Genomic DNA, 17,514 nt, shown 5'->3' with positions numbered 1-17,514 from the left:
CTGCTTTCTAGTGCGTGCGAATCGCGACGGCCTTGGTGCGGGTGTAGAACTCAAGGGCGACCTCGCCCTGTTCCTTGTAGCCCGAACCCGAGTCTTTGAACCCGCCGAAGGGGTGGTGGATGTCCCAGCCGCTCGTGGGCTGGTTGACCGACACTTGGCCGGTGTCGATCTGTGCGACAAACTGCATCGCCGAGCCAAGGTTCTTCGTAAAGATCGCGGCCGAGAGACCGTAGCTCGAGTCGTTCACGGCCTCGACCGCCTCCCCGAAGCTGTCGACCTCGAGCATCCCGACGACTGGGCCGAACACCTCGGTGCGCCAGATATTGTGCTCGCGCGTGACGTCGAGCAGCGTTGGCTCGACGAAGGCACCGGCCTCGGCGGCCGCGCCCGTGAGCTCAGTGCGGGCCACGACGGTCGCGCCCTCGGCGACCGCGCGCTCGACATGGCCGCGAATCTCCTGCTGCGCGCCCTCGTCGACGACGGGGCCCATCGCGACGCCCTCGGCGGTGCCCGGCGCGACGTTGATGCCGCGCACGTAGTCGGCGAGTCGCTCGCGCACCTCGGCGGCGACTTCACGCTGCACGATGAGACGGCTCGTCGCGGTGCAGCGCTGGCCGGCCTGGCCGTAGGCGCCCGCGGCGATGGTGGGAATTGNCGAGGTCGAGGTCGGCGTCGGCGAGCACGACCGCGGCGTTCTTGCCACCCATCTCGGTCTGCACGCGAATGCCGCGGCCCGCGAGCTTGCGCTGCAGCTCGAGGCCGACGGCGGTCGAGCCGGTAAACGAGACGGCACGAATCGAGTCGTCGACAAAGAGCGTGTCTCCGAGGTCGCGGCCGCGACCCGTGACGGTGTTGAGCACGCCCGCGGGCAGCCCGGCCTCCTGGAACAGCTCGGCGAGCTTGAGCAGGATGAGCGGGGTCGCCGATGCTGGCTTGATCACGACCGCATTTCCCGAGATGAGCGCCGGGCCGAGCTTGCGGGCCGGGGTGAGCAGCGGGTCGTTCCACGGCGTGACGAGCACGACAACGCCGAGGGGCTCCTGCACGCGCGCCGCGAAGGTGTTTGGGCGGCCGTCGGCGAGGAGGCCGCCGAACTCGTCACGCCCCATGCCGCCGTAGTACTCGAAGAATTCGGCGGTCTTGCCGACCTCGCCCGCCGCGTCGGCGACGGTCTTGCCGAGCTCGGCAACGATGACGTCGCGCAGCTCGGTCGCGTGCTCGCGGATCAGCGCGGCGGTGCGCAGCAGCACCGCGCCCCGGGTGAGGCCGTTCGCCCGGCGCCACTCGGCCGCGCCCGCGCGGGCCGCCTCGAAGACGGCGGGGAGCTCGTCGGCGGTCATCGCCGGCACGCTGCCGACGATGTCGCCCGCGGTCGCGGGGTTCGTCACCTCGAGGGTGCCACCAGCGCTGGCATCGACGAACTCGCCGCCGATGAGGTTCTTCAGGTGTCCGATCTGCATGTGGAGTGCTCCTCAGGTGCTCAGTTGGCGGTGGCGGCGAAGGCCGCGTCGAGGTCGCCGGTCTCGACTGCGGCAAAGAGCGCGCGCAGGCGCGGCTCGTCCATCGCCTCGGGGTTGGTGGGGCGCTGGTATTCGGCGTTGCAGTAGCGGGCGAGCTCGTCGACCTGATCGGCGCCGATGCGCGCCTCGCCGAGCGTCGTCGGCAGGCCCATGCGCCGCGCGAGCTGCTGCACGGCGTCGGCGGCGTCGCGCAGCGAGGCGCTCGCGCCGTTCGTCAGCGCGAGGGCGATGCGTTCGGCAAGCCGCGGCTCGAGGTGCTGGTTGTAGGCGATGCAGTACGGCAACGCGAGGGCGCACGAGACGCCGTGCGGCATCGGGGTGACGTGCGCGAACGAGTACGCGATCGAGTGGCCGACGACGACACCCGCGTTGAGCGCCTGCCCACCGAGGTGCGAAGCCCACTGCGTGCGCGCGAGCGCCTCGGCGTCGCCGTTGTAGGCGGCCTCGAGGTTCGCGACGAGCAGCTCCATGGTGTGGAAGGAGGCGTGGGCCGAGAGTATCGACGCCTTCGACGACATGAGTGCCTCAACGGCGTGCGCGAGCGCATCCATGCCCGTCGCCGCGATCACCTTGTTCGGCAGGCTGCCGACGAGCTCGGGGTCGAGCACGGCAACCTCGGGCACGTAGCTGCTGCAGACCGAGGCGCGCTTGGCGCCGTCGACCGTGACCATGGCGATGTTCGTCGCCTCGGAGCCGGTGCCGACCGTGGTGGGCACGAGCACAAGCGGGGCGAGGGCGAGCTCGTCGGCAACGGGGCCGACCCAGTCGGCGCTCGTGCCGCCCTGGCGCAGCATGAGCGCGATGAGCTTCGACGAGTCGAGCACCGAGCCGCCGCCGATACCGATGACTGCGGTGGCCCCGGCGTCGCGGGCGACCTGTGCGACCTTATCGACGACCTCGGCCGTGGGCTCGGCGCCGAAACCACCGCGCACGAGCACATCGATGCCGCCGTCGCGCAGGCCCGCCTCAATCGGGTGGATGAGCCCGGCGCCGACAACCGCGTCGTCAACCGCGAGCAGGACGGTGCCGCCCTCGTAGCTCGAGTGCTTGCGGAGGGTGTCGGGCAGGCGTCGGGCGCTGCCGGCGCCGCCAACGACGGCGGCGGGAGCGAGGAAGATCGAGTCGGAAACCGGATTCGGCCACCAGGGTGCGGACGTCATCGTCGCTTCTTTCTGTGCTCGGTGCGGGAACTGCGCAGGGGACGCGATGCGCGCCCCAGGGATCCATCATTGGATCCAACAGTTCCCGATCGAACCACAGTTGCACGCAACCGTCAACCCGATTGGATCCAGCTACCCCTCGCCGAGTGCCTCGATGCTCGCCTCGCCGAGGATGCGCGTGCGGCGAATGTGCAGGCGCAGCACCTCGCCGAGCGACTCGGCATCGTTGTGGTCGATGTAGTAGGAAATGAGCTGGTGGTCGGCGTGCGTTGCGACGTTGTCGGCGTTGGTGAAGCGCGGCACCGTGATGCGGCGATAGCGCTGGGTCTTATTCCACAGCTGCACGACGCGCTCGTAGAGCGACTCCTCGCGCACGCCGGCGAAGGTCGCGAGGTGGAACTCGCGGTCGCGGCGCGTGAACTCCTCCACCACATCCAAGCGACCCGTTACCTCGGCCGTGGCCGCCGCCAACTCGTGGATACGCTCGCGGTGTTCATCGGTCAACTTCGGCAAGCTGGCGCGAATCGCGAAGGGCTCGAGCACCTCGCGCAGCTGGTACGTCTGCACAAAGTCCTCGTGGTCGATGCTGCTCACCCAGGCACCCGCGTTGGGACGGAGCAGCACGAGCTCCTCAGCCTCGAGCTGCTTCAGCGCGACGCGCACCGGCATGCGGCTGGTCTCGAAGCGCTCGGCGAGTTCCTCCTGCCGGATGCGCTCCCCCGGTGCGAGCTCACCCGTGAGAATGAGCGTGCGTAGCGCGTCGGTGATGCCCTCGCTCCCGCTGGCGTCGCTGGTCCTCACACGTCGCTCCCTCTCTGGTGCCGGCAACCTTCGCATTCATCATGCCGCGAGTGCCGCGGAATTGCATCCAGCATAAGGTCGGCATTCGCCCATTTGGATCCAATTTGCAATTTCGGAGTAGGGTTTCGGGCAGAACCTCGACTACCCGCACGAAGGAGTGCTCTGTGACCGAGCCCGACCAGATTCTCGCTATTACCGGCGGTGCCAGCGGCATCGGCTTTGCCACCGCGACGCGCTGGCTGCGCGACCCCGCGCGCCGCGTGGTGCTGCTCGACCTCAACCGATCCACCCTCGACGAGGCGGTCGCACAGCTCGGTGACCGCGCGCGGGGCATCGTCGTCGACGTGACCTCGCGCGAGAGCGTCGATGTGGCGTTTGCCGACATCGCGACGACCGAGGGCGTGCTGCACGGCCTCGTGAACAGCGCGGGCGTCGCCCGGCCCCGCCCCACCGCCGAGCTCAGCGATGAGGACTGGAGCTTCCTCATCAGCGTGCACCTTGACGGCACAATGCGCGCCTCCCGCGCCGCCTATCCGCTGCTATGCGCGGGCCGGGGCGCGATCGTTAACCTCACTTCGGTCGCGAGCAAGGTGGGCATGCCCCAGCGCGCGAGCTACAACGCGGTGAAGCACGGCATCGATGGGTTCACGAAGACCCTCGCGGTCGAGTGGGCACGTGACGGCATTCGCGCGAACTCGGTCGGCCCCGGCTACGTCGACACCCCGTTCAACCGCAAGCTCGAAGCCGAGGGACGCCTCAATACCGAACTCATCAGCCGGCGCATCCCGATGCGACGCTTCGCCGACCCAGCCGAGATCGCGGGCCCCATTGTCTTCCTCCTCGGCGCCGAGGCGAGCTACATCAGCGGCCACAACCTCATGGTCGACGCTGCGATGACCGTCGCCGGCGAGTGGTACGAGGAGGCGTAGTCATGGTGCGCTTCACCGACAAGACCGTCGTCATCACCGGCGCCGCGGGCGGCATCGGCTCTGCACTCGCGCTCCTGCTGCGCGCTGAGGGAGCGCGGCTCGTGCTGCACGACCTCTCCCCCGACGCGCTCGCGGCCTTACCGGCCGAGCTCGCCGCATCCGCCGAGGTCGTGCACGTCGCCGGCGACGGCACCGACGACGAGGTGCAGGCGCGCATCGTCGCGGCGGCCGAGGCGCTCGGCGGGGTCGACGGCTTCGCACCCGCTGCGGGCATCTACCTCGAGGCGCCCCTCGCCGAGCTCACCTTCGCGCAGTGGCGGCAGACGCTGTCGATCAATCTCGACGCGGTGTTCGCGCTCACGAGCAAGCTGCTGCCGAGGCTCAACGACGACGCCGCAATCGTGACGTTCGCCTCAGTCGCTGGGGAGCGCGGCTCGCGCGGCCACGCCCACTACGCCGCGTCGAAGGGCGCGATCGTCGCGTTCACCCGCACCCTCGCGCTCGAGCTCGGTTCGCGCGGGATCCGCGCGAACGCGGTGTCGCCGGGCATCATCCGCACCCGCATGACCCATGACTCCGTGTCGAAGCACGGCCACGAGTGGGCCGCCGACACGCCGCTCGGCCGCCANGGTGAGCCCGAGGAGGTCGCCCGCGCGGTCGCGTTCCTGTTGTCGCCCGATGCCTCCTTCATCACGGGCGTGCAGCTCGACATCAATGGCGGCCTCTACATGGCGTAGCGCTTGCAGCATCTTGAGTTGCATGCAACACTGCAAGAGTTACATGCAACTTGCGAGGAGGGTGAGGATGCGCGGACTAGACCAGCCGTTCGAGCGCAACCAGCGCATCCGGCGCGCCAAAGTCGGCACGGCTCGCCGACTCCTGCCGCAGCAGCAGCTCGGCGGTGTTGAGGATATGCGAGCGCATCGCCGCCCCCGCTGCCTCGCCGTCGCCGCTCGCCACCGCGTCAACAATCGCGCGGTGATCCTCGGCGCACTCGACCGTGCTGCGCATGTGCGGCACCGTGCCGACGCCGGTCTTCAGCACCATGTTTCGTTGCTCGGTGAGCACCTCGACGGCGCGCACATTGCCGGCAACCTCGAGCAGGCCCCGGTGAAAGTCGCGGTCGCAGCGCAACGTCGCGTCGACGTCGTCCGACTCGGCCACCTCGACGAAGTGCGCGAACTGTGCGGCAATCTCGGCGCGCTGCTCGGGCGTCGCCGCACTCGCCGCGCGGCGCGCGAGCGGCACCTCGAGCATGAGCCGCACTTCGAACCCCTCAACGAATGCCTCAAGACTGGTCGGCAGCACGCGGATGCCCCGGTTGCGCTCGACCGACACGAGGCCGAGGCGCGCGAGCTCCTGCGTGGCCTCGCGGATGGGCGTGCGCGACATGCCGAAACGCTCGCCGAGTTCGGTTGCCGAGTACCGCTCCCCCGCCTCGAGTTCGCCGAGGACAATCGCCCGTCGCAGCTGCCCCACGGCACGCTCGCTCAGTGTCGGGCCTCGATCATTCACCGTCGCCATGGCGACAGTCTCTCATTCTCCACAACGTCTCTCAGAAAGGGGCTCCCCCTATGACCACCCCAACCACCCGTATCGCTGTGATCGGCGCCGGCATCATCGGTGCCGCGGTCGCGCGCGAGCTCAAGCAGCGCTACCCGCAGTCGCACGTCGTGCTCTTTGAGAAGGAGGATCACGTCGCTGGCCACCAGACCGGCCACAACTCCGGCGTCGTGCACGCCGGACTCTACTACCAGCCCGGCAGTCTCAAGGCGCGGCTGTGCCGCCGCGGCGTCGACCTCATCACGAACTTTGCTGTCGAAAACGACGTCGCGATTGACGAGTGCGGCAAGGTCGTCGTCGCGCAGAACGAGGTCGAGCGCGAGCGCCTCGTCGAGATCCACAAGAAGGCGACCGCGAACGGCGTGCCCGACGTGGCCCTCATCGGCGCCGAGCGCCTGCGCGAGCTCGAGCCCAACGTCGTCGGCGAAGCCGCCGTGCACTCGCCCCACACCGCGATCATCGACTACACCGGGCTGACCATGGCACTCGTCGCCGACTTCGAGCGCGACGGCGGCGAGATCCGCCTCAGCACCGAGGTCGAGCGAGTCCAGAGCGCGAACGGATTCGTCACCGTGATCAGCACGACGAGCGCCGAAGTCTTCGACCACGCGATCGTCTGCGGCGGGCTGCAGTCCGACCGGCTCGCGCGCGCCTCCGGCGCCGGTGCCGACCCGAGCATCCTGCCGTTCTTCGGCCAGTACTTCATCCTCGAGCACGAGCACGCCGACGTCGTGAACGGGCTCATCTACCCAGTACCCGACCCCGCATATCCGTTCCTCGGTGTGCACATCACCCGCCGCATCGACGGCGAGCTCATGATCGGCCCGAACGCGTTTCTCTCGTTCGCTCGCGAGCAGTACAAGGGTTTTCCGTTCAGCCTGCGCGACTCGCTCGCCATCGCGAAGGATGCGGGATTCTGGAAGTTCGCATCGCAGAACGCCGGCGCCGCGCTGCGCGAACTCGGCGGCGTGATCTCGATGGACCGCTTCGTCGAGGGTGCCGCGAAGTTCGTGCCGCAGCTCGAAGGCGCGAAGGGGAAGCGTGCGCCCCGAGGTGTGCGCGCCCAGGCCGTCGACCGCCAGGGCAACATGGTCGACGACTTTGTAATTCAGCAAAGCGGTGGCGCGATGTTCCTGCGCAATGCCCCGTCGCCCGGCGCGACCTCGTCGATGGCGATCGCCGAGTACCTCGTCGACGAGCTTGCCGAGCGCTACGAGCTCGGCACGGCGCGCGCGGCGTAGGCACCGCGGCCGGAGCGTCGACTAGCGTTCCCGTATGGCGAGAACGACGACGTTGCCCGCGGTCAACCGCTACGCACGCACGAACCGGGCCGTGCATCCAGACCGAGCCTGGGTGCGCATCCTGCGCCTCGCGCTCGGCCTCGCTGCGCTCGCCGGCGTCGCCTGGAACTTCTACCGCGCCGCGAACGGCATGGTCGAGTCGACGCTGATCGAGTCGATGTCGCAGTTCACGAACATCTCGAACCTGCTGTTCGGCATCGTGCTCATCGTCGGCGCGCTGCGCGCCCGCGCGAGCCTGCCGCTGTGGTGGGACGACCTGCGCGGCGCCGCCGCGTTCTACATGGTGATGACCGGCCTCATCTACGCGATTCTCGTCGCTGCGCCGGGCGAACTGGCGCGCTGGGATCTCGAGTGGTCGAACATCCTGCTACACCGCATCACGCCGATGCTCGGCTTCGTCGGCTGGCTCGTCATCACGCAGACGCGCCGCGCCTCGTGGGGTCGGCCCCTCGCCTGGCTCGCCTACCCGCTGCTCTACCTCGTCTACACGTGGGTGCGCGGCGGCATCGTCGGCTGGTACCCGTACGCCTTTCTCGACCCGACCGGGCCCGGCGGCTGGGGCTCGGTGATCGCGACGTCGGCGCAGGTGTTCGTCGCGTTCCTCGCCGTCGCCGTCGTGCTGCACGTGCTCGGGCTGCTGCGGGTGCGGCTCGCTAGTCGGCCAACAGCTCGCGCACGCGCGGAATGACCTCTTCGCCGTAGAGCTTCNAGCGACGACATCGCGTACTCGTGGGGCATCTGGCCCGACTGATACTTGAGGTCGAAGCGCTGGGCGCCGAGCGAGCGCATGCCGAATGCGATCTTGCGAGCGACGGTGTCGGGGCTGCCGACGTGCAGGGCGCCGTCGCCGGCGATGCCCGATTCGAACTGCTCGCGCGTGGCGGCCGGCCAGCCGCGCTCGGCGCCGATGCGTGTGGTGCTCGCCTGCCAGAACTCGAAGAGCTGCTCCTTCGCCTCGGCGTCGGTCGCGGCGATGTGGCCCGGCGAGTGGTAGCCGATCACGGCGCTCTCGTGGCCGAACTTCGCCTGCGCCTGCCGGTAGAGGTTCGCAAACGGCGCGAAGCGGCTCACGCCACCGCCAATGATCGCGAGCATGAGTGGGAAGTCGTAGTGCGCTGCTCGGATCACCGACTCGGGCGAGCCGCCGACCGCGACCGCCGTCGGTAGCACCCCCGGGGTACCGTCGGCCTGCGGCTCGACGGGCGGGTAGACCGAGACGTCGGTGAGGGGCTTGCGCACCGAGCCGGTCCAGGTGACGGGGCCGCCGGCCGCGAGCTGCGACCAGAGCTGCGCCTTTTCTTCGAAGAGGCGCTCGTAGTCCTGCATCTCAAAGCCGAACAGCGGGAACGACTCGGTGAACGAGCCGCGGCCGATCATGATCTCGGCGCGACCCTGCGAGAGCGCGTCGAGGGTCGACCAGCGCTCGTAGAGGCGCACCGGGTCGTCCGAGCTCAGCACCGTCACGGNCGAGCCGAGGCGGATGCGCTCGGTCTGCGCCGCGATCGCCGCGAGCACCATCTCGGGCGACGACACGGCGAAGTCGTCGCGGTGGTGCTCGCCGATGCCGATGAGGTCGATGCCGACCTGCTCGGCGAACACGCCCTGCTCGACGATCTCGCGAATGGTCTGCGCGTGGCTATTCAGCTCACCATCGGCGCGCTGCGTGAGGTCGCCGAACGTGTTGATGCCGAACACGAGGGCATCGGGGTCTACCTCGGCCGGGATCTCGGCCGCGCTGGTCTGGTCGGTCATCGCTCGCTCCAATTTGCTTGAAAAGTCATTCACCACAATTGAACACGGGCCGACGCGCTTCCATTCCCAGGATGCGCACCGGCCCGTGCGCGAACGAGCGCCTAGCTGAGCTCGTCGACCCCGACGACCTCAGTCTTCGGGGTCATTTCGGCACCGATGAGCGCGTACCGCTCGGGCCGCGCGCCGCGGAGCCAGAGCGTGTAGAGCACGCCGACGATGCCCGGCACGATGATCAGCGCGGGCAGGATGAACGTGGTCGCGTTCGACTCCTCCCGGCCGAGCATGAGGTCGAAGTTCATGAGCACGAGCGCAAACACGACCGCGAGCGCGACGCCCGAGATCGCCGGCGCGACGAGCCGCGACCAGATGCCGACGCCCCGAGCATCCCGCCGGAAGAACGNCGATGACGGCGATGGCGACGAGCACCATAAGCAGCACGAGGCCGAAGGCGCCCGTGTTCGTGAGCCACGTGAACATCGTGAGCACGGGGAACAGCGGGTCACCGGTGTCGGCGATGATGAAGCCGATCGTCGCGAGCAGCGCGAGGAGGCTCTGCGTGAGCGAGCCGACGACGGGCGAGCCTGAGCGGTTGAGGCGGCCGAAGGCCTTCGGCAGCACCTCCTCGCGCCCGAGCTCCGAGAAGTAGCGCGAGACGGCGTTGTGGAAAGACATGAGCGCCGCGAACAGGCTGGTAATGAAGAGGACATTCGCGAAATCGACGAGGATGCTCGCGGCGTGCTCTCCGAGGAACGCGAAGAGTAGGCCGGGGCCAAGATCGGCCGATTGCTCGACGATGTTCGACTGGCCGTAGGCAACGGTGAGCGACCACGCCGAGATGGCATAGAAGACGCCGATGACGATGACCGCGAGGAAGGTCGCGCGGGCGATCGTGCGGCGAGGGTCCTTCGCCTCGTTCGCGTAGATCGCCGCCGATTCGAAGCCCATGAACGCGGCCACGCCGAAGGCGAGAAGCACACCGACGCCCGGGGTGAACAGCGACGCGGGGTTGACCGGCTCGAGGCTGTACCCCTCGGGCGCGACCGTGAGGGCGATGATGTCGAACACGAGCACGACGAGGAACTCGAGCGCGACGAGCACGCCGATGACCTTCGCCGAGAAGTCGACGCGGAACAGCCCGAGGGCGCCAACGATGACGATGCCGACGAGCACCCAGAGCCACCACGGCGTGGTGATGCCGAAGCGGCTAGACAGCCAGTCGGCGATGCTGAAGCCGAACATCGCGAAGATGCCGATCTGCATGCAGGCGTAGGCGACGACGNGCCGAGACCGCGGTGCCGACGCCCATGGGGCGGCCGAGGCCGCGGGCGACGTAGGCGTAGAACGCGCCGGCGTTCTCGATGTGACGGGCCATTGCGGCGTAGCCAAAGGCGAACACAGCGAACACCGCGGCGAGCACGATGTAGCTCGCGGGCACGCCCGTGAGCCCGCTGACGGCGAAGCCGGTCGGTGCCCCGCCCGCGATCGCGGTGAGGGGTGCCGACGCGGCGATGATCATGAAGGCAATCGCAAGCACGCCAAGGCGGCGCTGCGGCAGAGGTGACGACGTTGTCATCGGAGTGCTTTCTTTTCGGTTCGGTCGGGGAGGGTTAGTGCCCGGTGCCCGAGTAGGCACCGTGCTCGGCGAGGTAGTCGAAGTGGGCGGCGAGGGTGAACGCCTCGTTGCCGAAGCGCGCCTCGCCCTCGAGGGCGAGCTCGGTCGCGGCGGCGCCGAACGCTGTCGCGAACTTGAAGCCGTGGCCCGAGAGTCCCGCCGCGACGATGATGCGCTCGCTCGGGCTGAGGTCGAGCACCGGCAGTCGGTTCGGGGTGTAGGCGCAGTGGTGCACGCTCGCGCGCACCGGCTCGGGGTTGATGCCATTGAGCAGTTCGGCGGCACGCTGGCCGAGCAGGTTGAGCTGCTCGGACGTGTACTCGGTGGGCACGTCGGCGACGTCACGCTCGACCGGCCACACCGGATTGCCCGAGGCCTTGATGCTGTAGCCGTCGAGCGTGGGCACGCCGAAGAAGTGGGTGCTGCCGTGGTCCCGCAGGAACGTTGGAAACTTGTCGGGGGTGAACTGCGAGGGGTCCTTCACCATGAACCAGGTGAGGCCGAGCGGCAGCAGGCGCAGCAGCGCGTCGAGCCCGGGCAGCACTCGCTTCGTCCACGAGCCGCTCGCGACGATGACCTTGTCGGCCTGAATCGTGCCCCGCGAGGTGCGCACCGCGACGCCGCCGGGCTGCTNGTCGAGGCCGAGCACCTCGGTGTTGAAACGGAGGTCGGCGCCGGCGTTCTCGGCGAGTTCGAGGGCCGACATGATCGCGACCTCGGGGCGCAGGCCGCCGCCGTACTCGTCGAGCACGGCCACGTCGCCGTCAAAGATGTTGTGCTGCGGGTACGCCTTGCGCAGCTCCTCGGTGCTGAAGACCCGGTGCGGCAGGTCGTAGTCGCGCACGCACTCGAGGGTGGTCTGGAACTCGGGCTGCGACTCCTGCGCGATCGAGAGCGTGCCGGCCTCGAGATAGATTTCGCGACCCGACTCGACCTGCAGCTCGCGCCAGAGCTCACGCGACTCGAGCAGCATCGGCACGTAGAGGCCGCCCTCGTGGTACGCGGCGCGGAACACGCGGGACTCCCCCGCGTACGAGCCGTGCGAGTGCACGCGGCCGTACTGCTCGATGCCGATGACGTTCGCCTCCTGGCGTTTCGCGAGCTGCCAGGCGGTCATCGACCCGACCGAACCGAGGCCGATGACGACGATGGTGGGCTTGTGCTGTGCCATCTTGCTGTTCCTTATCTACGCGCGCGCCGGCGCATCCCAGAGGTTGAGCGAGGTGCCGATGCCGCGCTCGACGGCGTTGCGGTAGACCGCGGNTGCCCCACGCGACGTCTTCGATCGGCATGCCGCCGACCGAGAAGAGGATGATCTCGTCGTCGTTCCGGCGCCCTTCCGCGGTGCCGTTGAGCACATCCGGCAGGTTTTCGAAGCGCTCGGACGCGAGCGTGCCGGCGCCGACGCGGTCGAGCAGATACATGCCGAGCAGGCCGACGTATTCGTGCGCGGGGGCGGGCAGCTCGCGCTGCCACTCCTCGTAGAGGCCGCGGTGGTCGGCGAAGTGGCGAGCACCGTCGACGAGCGCCTCGTCGATCATGATGTCGGCGGGCAGCGACACGAACGCGCCGGGCTTGAGCCACTCGCGCTCGAGGCGGAGGTAGTGCTCGCTGCCGGCGGGAGTCGTCGGCGCGATCGAGACGATGTCGCTGTCGCGCACCGCCTCCTCGACCGTGTCGACCGTCCGCACGTCGAGCTGGGGGAACGTCGCGCGCGCCCAGTCGACGAACGCCTGCGTGCTGCCCGCGCTGCGACCCTTCACCTTGACCGTCGTGATGCTCGGGCGCACCGCGACGAACGCCTCGAGCGAGGTCTGGTTCATGACGCCGGGGGCGACGATGCCGACCGTGCGCGCATCCCGGGTCGCGAGGTGGCGCGCGCCGACGCCCGGCACCGCGCCGGTGCGGTAGGCGCTGAGCAGGTTCGCCGACATGTAGGCGATGGGGGCCCCGGTGTCGGCGTCCGAAAGCGTGAACATGAGGATCGAGCGGGGCAGGCCGTGCNGTTCGCGAGGTTCGAGCCGTAGAACTTGCAGCCCGACATGCGGAAGCTGCCGCCGAGGTACGCCGGCATCGCCATGAAGCGGCGGTGGGGGCCGTCGGCGGGCATGCCCTCGTGCTCGGGTTGCGCCGGGAACGTCACCATCGCGCCGTGCGAGTTGCCCTCGGCCCCGGCCATCCGAAAGTCGCCGCGGCCCGCGAGCTTCAGGGTCTCCTCCATGACGTCGACGCACTGGGGCATCTCGGTGACGCCGGCCGCGATCATGTCGGGTTCGTTCAGGTACAGAAAGTCGATGCGGGCTCCATTGCCGCTCGAAGTCAGTCCTTCGAGGTTGCGTCGACGGATTCCGCCTTGTGGGCGGACGGCCTCGCTGCCGTTGAGCGTTAACGCTAGGCCGGGCCGCGGCGCCGCAGGCCGGTTTGGGCGCGCCTGTGCGCTCGGGGCAAGCGTTGGGCCGCCCGAGTCATCCCGCGGCAGTTACGCGTAAGGTCGCGCGGCGGGTGTCGGAAACACGGCCGGCCCACCGCATCCGCCCTCGTCGGGGTGGATGCGGTGGGCCGGCTTGGTGGGGTTGTGGCGCTAGTTGCCGAGGATGAAGTCGGCGCCGCGCTCGCCGATCATGACCGACGGCGCGTTCGTGTTGCCGCTCGTGACCGAGGGCATGACCGAGGCGTCGATGACGCGCACGCCCTCGAGGCCGCGCACCTTGAGGCTCGTCGGGTCGACGACGGCGAGGTCGTCGCTGCCCATGCGGCAAGTGCCGACCTGGTGGTGGTAGGTCACGCAGTTCTTGCGGGCGTAGGCGGCGATCTCTTCGTCGGTCTGCACCTCGGGGCCAGGGTAGACCTCGACGGCGCCCCACCCCTCGGCGAGCGGGGCCTGCGCCGCGATTTCGCGGCACTGCTTCACCGAATTGACAAGGCTCGTGATGTCTTCGTCGGTCGAAAGAATCTGCGGGTCGAGCAGCGCGACGTCGTGCGGGTCATTCGACGCGAGGCGGAACGTGCCGCGCGAGGTCGGGCGCACCAGACCGGCGTGGAGGGTGATCGCGTTCGGGATCGGCTCTTGGAACTCGCTCACCATCGGCACGTCGAAGTAGATTGGCTGGGTGTCGGGCACGTCGGAGCCCTCGCGGAACGTCGTGAAGTGGTGCATCTGTGAAACCGGCTCGTTGACGTCGCGCTCGGGGATGTCGCGGGTCGTGGTCTGCGCAATGACCGGCGCGAGCACGTGGTCCTGCAGGTTCTCGCCGACGCCCGGCAGCTCGTGCTGCACGTCGATGCCGACCTCGGTGAGGTGGTCGCGCGGGCCGATGCCGCTGAGCAGCAGGATTCGCGGGGTGTCGAGCGCGCCGGCCGAGAGGATGACCTCGTCGGCGGTGAACTGCTCGGTCGCGCCGTCGATTTCGGCCTCGATGCCGGTGACGCGGTCGCCATCAAGCAGCAGCTTCGTCACCCACACGCCGGTGCGGATCGTGAGGTTCTCGTGGTCCTTGATCGGGTCGACGTAGGCGCGGTAGGAGCTGCGGCGCTCGCCGTCACGCACGGTGAGTTGCTCCCAGCCGACGCCCTCGATTGACTCGCCGTTGTAGTCGGGGTTCGCGGGCACGCCGGCCGCGACCGCGGCCTCGTGCATCGCTTCGAAGACCGGATTGTGCCGGTAACCGTCGACGGTGATGTCGAGCAGTCCGTCGCGGCCCCGCAGCTCGTCGTCGCCGACCGTGGTCTTTTCTATGCGCTTGAACACGGGCGCAACGTCAGCCCAGCTCCAGCCCTCGGCGCCCTCGCGCTCCCAGCGGTCGTAGTCGCCGTGCGCGCCGCGCACCCAGATGGTGGCGTTGAGCGAGTGCGAGCCGCCGAGCACCTTGCCTCGCGGCCAGTGCAGCTTGCGGTCGGCCGCGCCGGCCTGCGGGGTCGTGAAGTAGCCCCAGTCGTCCTTGCTGAGCCAGAGCTCGCCGAGGCGGCCGACGTCTTGAATCGCGGGGTTGACGTCCGACCCACCGGCTTCGATCAGGGTGACCTGGTGGCCCGCATCGATGAGGCGGCGGGTGACGACCGAACCGGCCGAACCGGCGCCGACGACGATGAAGTGCGACATGTACTCTCCCTTGAGTTGGCGCCAGCCACCATGGATGACGCGGTAAGCGCGACTCTACGAAAACTGACTGAAGAGTCAGTATTTTCGGACGGCGGGCTGCGCGCGTTGTGAAGGACCGTGCGCTGGGCGACAAGTGGGGTCGCGGCGGGTGCGGTCGCAACCGCAGCAAACCTAGAAAACCGCATCGGATAGTCAGAGCCGTTGCCCTCGCGGGTGACGTTGACCGCACAGGGTGTCCCCGACATCCCACTTTTCGCGGANAAAGTGGGATGTTGGGGACACTCTGCGGCAGGAAAGCCGCCCCAGCGCCCTACTCGACGACGCAGGCGACGGTGTGGGTGCCGTCGGCGGCCGTGCCGAGGCCGTGGGTGATGCCGTTGAAGCCAGGGAACTGCGCCGCGAGCTCAGCCTCGACCCGCAGGTACTCGACGATGCGCTCGGTCACCCGCTCCCCCGGCACGAGCAGCGGGATGCCCGGCGGGTACGGCGTCAGCAGCACGGCGGTAACGCGCCCCGCGAGGTCGTCGATCGCGACGTGCTCGATGCGGCCCGAGGTCATCGCGGCCCACGCATCCGTCGGCAGCAGCGCAACCTCCGGCGCATCCAGGTAGATGTCGGTCGTGAGGTTCGCGATATCNGAAGCCGCGGTAGGCCGCGTGCAGGCGATCGCACAGCTCGCGCAGACCGAGCTCGGCGTACTGCGGATGCTCATCGGCGAACTCGGGCATCGCCTCGCGCACCTCAACGTCGCGGTCGTAGAGCCGCTTGAAGCGGTGCAGCTCGGCGATGAGCGTGTTCCAGCGCCCCTTCGTGACGCCGATCGTGAAGAGAATGAACAGCGAGTAGAGCCCCGTCTTCTCGACGACGACCCCGTGTTCGGCGAGGTACTTCGAGAGCACAAGCCCGGGAATCCCGCTCTCGCCAAACTCCCCCGAGGTCGACAGACCGGGCGTCGTCAGCGTCACCTTGATCGGGTCGAGCATCGTGAAACCGTCATCGACTGCGTCGAAGCCGTGCCACGTCTGCTCGCTCGTGAGCTCCCACTCCGAGCGCTCGGCGAGCCCCTCGCGCGGCGGAGTATCGGGCCCCCACACGCCGAACCACCAGTCGCCCTCCGGCTGCTCGTCGCCGATGCGGATGATCGCGCGGCGGAACTCCATCGCCTCGGTGATCGCCTCCTCGATGAGCGCGTGCCCGCCGACGCCGCGCATCATCTCGGCCGAGATGTCGCAGCTCGCGATGATCGCGTACTGCGGCGAGGTCGAGGTGTGCATGAGGTACGCCTCGTTGAAGATGTTCGTGTCGAGCCTCGACGACTCGGCGTTCTGCACGAGAATCTGCGACGCCTGCGACAGCCCCGCGAGTAGCTTGTGCGTCGACTGCGTCGCGTACACGAGCGAGCGTTCGGTGCGCTCGGCGCGATCGTCGACCGCGTGCATTCCGCGATAGAGCTCGTGGAAGCGCGCGTGGGGCAGCCACGCCTCGTCGAAGTGCAGCACATCGACATGCCCGTCGAGCGTGCGCTTGATCTCGGCGGCGTTGTAGACGATGCCGTCGTACGTGCTTTGGGTGAGGGTGAGGATGCGCGGGGTGCGAGTCTTGTCGGCGATGAACGGATGCGCCTCGATCTTGCGTCGGATCTCGGCCGGGTCGAACTCGCTGCGCGGGATCGGCCCGATGATGCCGGCGCGGTTGCGCGTGGGCATGAGGTAGATCGGAATCGCGCCGGTGAGCATGATCGCGTGGAGGATCGACTTGTGGCAGTTGCGGTCGACGAGGACGATGTCGCCGGGGCCGACGGCCGAGTTCCAGACGATCTTGTTCGAGGTCGACGTGCCGTTCGTCACGAAGTAGAGGTGGTCGGCGCCAAAGGTCTCGGCGGCGCGGGCCTCGGACTCGGCGACCGGGCCGGTGTGGTCGAGCAGCTGCCCGAGCTCCTCAACCGCATTGCAGACGTCGCTGCGCAACAGGTTTTCGCCGAAGAACTGGTGGAACAGCGTGCCGGCCGGCGACTTGAGAAACGCGGTACCGCCCGAGTGCCCCGGGCAGTGCCACGAGTAGGCCCCGTCGTTCGCGTAGTTCGTCAGCGCGCGGAAGAATGGCGGCGCGAGCCGTTCGACGTAGCGCGTCGCCTCGCGCTGCAGGGTGCGCGCGACAAATTCGGGGGTGTCCTCATAGGCGTTGATGACGCCCTCGATTTCGCGCAGCACCTCGGTCGGCAGTTGGCGGGCGGTGAGCTGCTCGCCAAAGAGGAACAGCGGCAGCTCGGCGTTCACAGCGCGGATCGCGCGCACGAACTCGCGCAGGTCGCCATGCTCGGCCTCGCCAGCCGCGTCCGGCACGACGTAGACGACGAGCGCCTTGTCGTTGAGGGTGCGCGCGAACGCGCTCGGGTTCGCGACCGAGGTGACGTCGACCGCGGCCGAGCCGAGCTCGCGCAGCTCGGCCATGAGCCGTGCGATCGAGGCGGTGAGTTCGGTGCCGACCGGGCGCGTGCCCGCGGCAAAGGCGACGGAGAGTCCGGAGTGTTGCACTGTCGTTCCTTTCTATAGAGATGGGCGCGGCTACCAGCCGCCGAATTCGGTGAGGATGCTGCGGGGCACGTCGCCCGCGACCGCGTCGTCGGCGGCGCGGAGGATGANTCGAGGCCGGCGTCGAGCTCGACGTCGGTGATGCCGAGCGGCGGCGTGATTTCAAGCACGTTGTCGCGCACGACGTAGAGCACGCAACCGAGCTCCCACGCGCGGTACACGGTGAGGGCAGCGAGTTCGGCGCCC

13 protein-coding genes and 3 pseudogenes are annotated in these 17,514 nt (G+C 68.8%); 4 read left to right on the top strand and 12 right to left on the bottom strand.

Annotated features, from left to right (window positions below):
- Window positions 1–7 precede the first annotated feature (7 nt).
- From ID132_RS14465 to ID132_RS10905, 4 genes are all read right to left on the bottom strand, one after another.
- On the bottom strand, window positions 8–643 hold the full coding sequence (locus ID132_RS14465) for an aldehyde dehydrogenase family protein (RefSeq protein WP_328744303.1): 636 nt from the start codon (window positions 641–643) through the stop codon (window positions 8–10).
- Entirely contained in the window at window positions 573–1,460 is an 888-nt protein-coding gene (locus tag ID132_RS14460; RefSeq protein ID WP_328744281.1) for an aldehyde dehydrogenase family protein, read from the bottom strand. Before ID132_RS14460 ends, ID132_RS14465 begins: the two co-directional genes overlap by 71 nt.
- Window positions 1,461–1,480: 20 nt before the next feature.
- The gene (locus tag ID132_RS10910) at window positions 1,481–2,680 is read right to left on the bottom strand and encodes an iron-containing alcohol dehydrogenase (RefSeq protein ID WP_193128616.1); all 1,200 of its coding nucleotides are present in this window, start codon (window positions 2,678–2,680) and stop codon (window positions 1,481–1,483) included.
- A 132-nt stretch (window positions 2,681–2,812) separates the two neighbouring features.
- Entirely contained in the window at window positions 2,813–3,481 is a 669-nt protein-coding gene (locus tag ID132_RS10905; RefSeq protein WP_193128615.1) for a GntR family transcriptional regulator, read from the bottom strand.
- 164 nt (window positions 3,482–3,645) lie between these two features.
- Between ID132_RS10905 and ID132_RS10900 the strand changes: the two genes are divergently transcribed.
- Both ID132_RS10900 and ID132_RS10895 read left to right on the top strand, forming a co-directional pair.
- On the top strand, window positions 3,646–4,410 hold the full coding sequence (locus ID132_RS10900; RefSeq protein WP_328744278.1) for an SDR family NAD(P)-dependent oxidoreductase: 765 nt from the start codon (window positions 3,646–3,648) through the stop codon (window positions 4,408–4,410).
- A gap of 2 nt (window positions 4,411–4,412) precedes the next feature.
- Window positions 4,413–5,147 (top strand): SDR family NAD(P)-dependent oxidoreductase, encoded by a 735-nt coding sequence (locus tag ID132_RS10895; protein WP_193128613.1) that lies wholly within the window; start codon window positions 4,413–4,415, stop codon window positions 5,145–5,147.
- A gap of 76 nt (window positions 5,148–5,223) precedes the next feature.
- Here the strand turns inward: ID132_RS10895 and ID132_RS10890 are convergent, their stop codons facing one another.
- The gene (locus ID132_RS10890; RefSeq protein WP_193128612.1) at window positions 5,224–5,934 is read right to left on the bottom strand and encodes a GntR family transcriptional regulator; all 711 of its coding nucleotides are present in this window, start codon (window positions 5,932–5,934) and stop codon (window positions 5,224–5,226) included.
- A 50-nt stretch (window positions 5,935–5,984) separates the two neighbouring features.
- Between ID132_RS10890 and lhgO the strand changes: the two genes are divergently transcribed.
- Together lhgO and ID132_RS10880 are read left to right on the top strand one after the other, a co-directional pair.
- Entirely contained in the window at window positions 5,985–7,214 is a 1,230-nt protein-coding gene (gene lhgO, locus ID132_RS10885) for an L-2-hydroxyglutarate oxidase (protein WP_193128611.1), read from the top strand.
- A gap of 34 nt (window positions 7,215–7,248) precedes the next feature.
- The gene (locus ID132_RS10880; protein WP_193128610.1) at window positions 7,249–7,962 is read left to right on the top strand and encodes a Pr6Pr family membrane protein; all 714 of its coding nucleotides are present in this window, start codon (window positions 7,249–7,251) and stop codon (window positions 7,960–7,962) included.
- Here the strand turns inward: ID132_RS10880 and ID132_RS10875 are convergent.
- The 7 genes and pseudogenes from ID132_RS10875 to ID132_RS10845 all read right to left on the bottom strand — a co-directional run.
- Window positions 7,928–9,026, bottom strand: a pseudogene (locus ID132_RS10875) (LLM class flavin-dependent oxidoreductase). The gene ID132_RS10880 and the pseudogene ID132_RS10875 sit on opposite strands and share 35 nt — an antisense overlap.
- Before the next feature lie 129 nt (window positions 9,027–9,155).
- Entirely contained in the window at window positions 9,156–10,265 is a 1,110-nt protein-coding gene (locus ID132_RS10870) for an APC family permease (protein WP_459562486.1), read from the bottom strand.
- Between the two features lie 368 nt (window positions 10,266–10,633).
- Window positions 10,634–11,755 carry an N-methyl-L-tryptophan oxidase gene (gene solA, locus ID132_RS10865; protein WP_459562484.1) on the bottom strand — a complete coding sequence of 374 codons (1,122 nt, stop codon included), beginning with the start codon at window positions 11,753–11,755 and terminating at the stop codon, window positions 10,634–10,636.
- A 211-nt stretch (window positions 11,756–11,966) separates the two neighbouring features.
- Window positions 11,967–12,859: pseudogene (locus ID132_RS10860) on the bottom strand (tyramine oxidase subunit B); the annotation flags it as partial.
- A gap of 360 nt (window positions 12,860–13,219) precedes the next feature.
- The gene (locus ID132_RS10850) at window positions 13,220–14,737 is read right to left on the bottom strand and encodes a GMC family oxidoreductase (protein ID WP_193128608.1); all 1,518 of its coding nucleotides are present in this window, start codon (window positions 14,735–14,737) and stop codon (window positions 13,220–13,222) included.
- Between the two features lie 310 nt (window positions 14,738–15,047).
- Window positions 15,048–15,449, bottom strand: coding sequence for an Orn/Lys/Arg family decarboxylase (locus ID132_RS14065; RefSeq protein WP_235988503.1), 402 nt, complete (start codon window positions 15,447–15,449; stop codon window positions 15,048–15,050).
- A 154-nt stretch (window positions 15,450–15,603) separates the two neighbouring features.
- A pseudogene (locus ID132_RS10845) lies at window positions 15,604–17,187 on the bottom strand (Orn/Lys/Arg decarboxylase N-terminal domain-containing protein); the annotation flags it as partial.
- Window positions 17,188–17,514 lie beyond the last annotated feature (327 nt).

Source organism: Gulosibacter sediminis (assembly GCF_014904065.1).
GTDB lineage: Bacteria > Actinomycetota > Actinomycetes > Actinomycetales > Microbacteriaceae > Gulosibacter > Gulosibacter sediminis.
Note: the sequence above shows the minus strand (reverse complement) of the source record. Positions and strands in the feature narration are given on the sequence as shown.

What these genes read in the sequence shown, in the direction of transcription:
- ID132_RS10850 (WP_193128608.1), bottom strand. Translation starts at nt 14,737, where the DNA reads ATGTCGCACTTCATCGTCGTCGGCGCCGGTTCGGCCGGTTCGGTCGTC.
- ID132_RS10880 (WP_193128610.1), top strand. Translation starts at nt 7,249, where the DNA reads ATGGCGAGAACGACGACGTTGCCCGCGGTCAACCGCTACGCACGCACG.
- ID132_RS10890 (WP_193128612.1), bottom strand. Translation starts at nt 5,934, where the DNA reads ATGGCGACGGTGAATGATCGAGGCCCGACACTGAGCGAGCGTGCCGTG.
- lhgO (WP_193128611.1), top strand. Translation starts at nt 5,985, where the DNA reads ATGACCACCCCAACCACCCGTATCGCTGTGATCGGCGCCGGCATCATC.
- ID132_RS10910 (WP_193128616.1), bottom strand. Translation starts at nt 2,680, where the DNA reads ATGACGTCCGCACCCTGGTGGCCGAATCCGGTTTCCGACTCGATCTTC.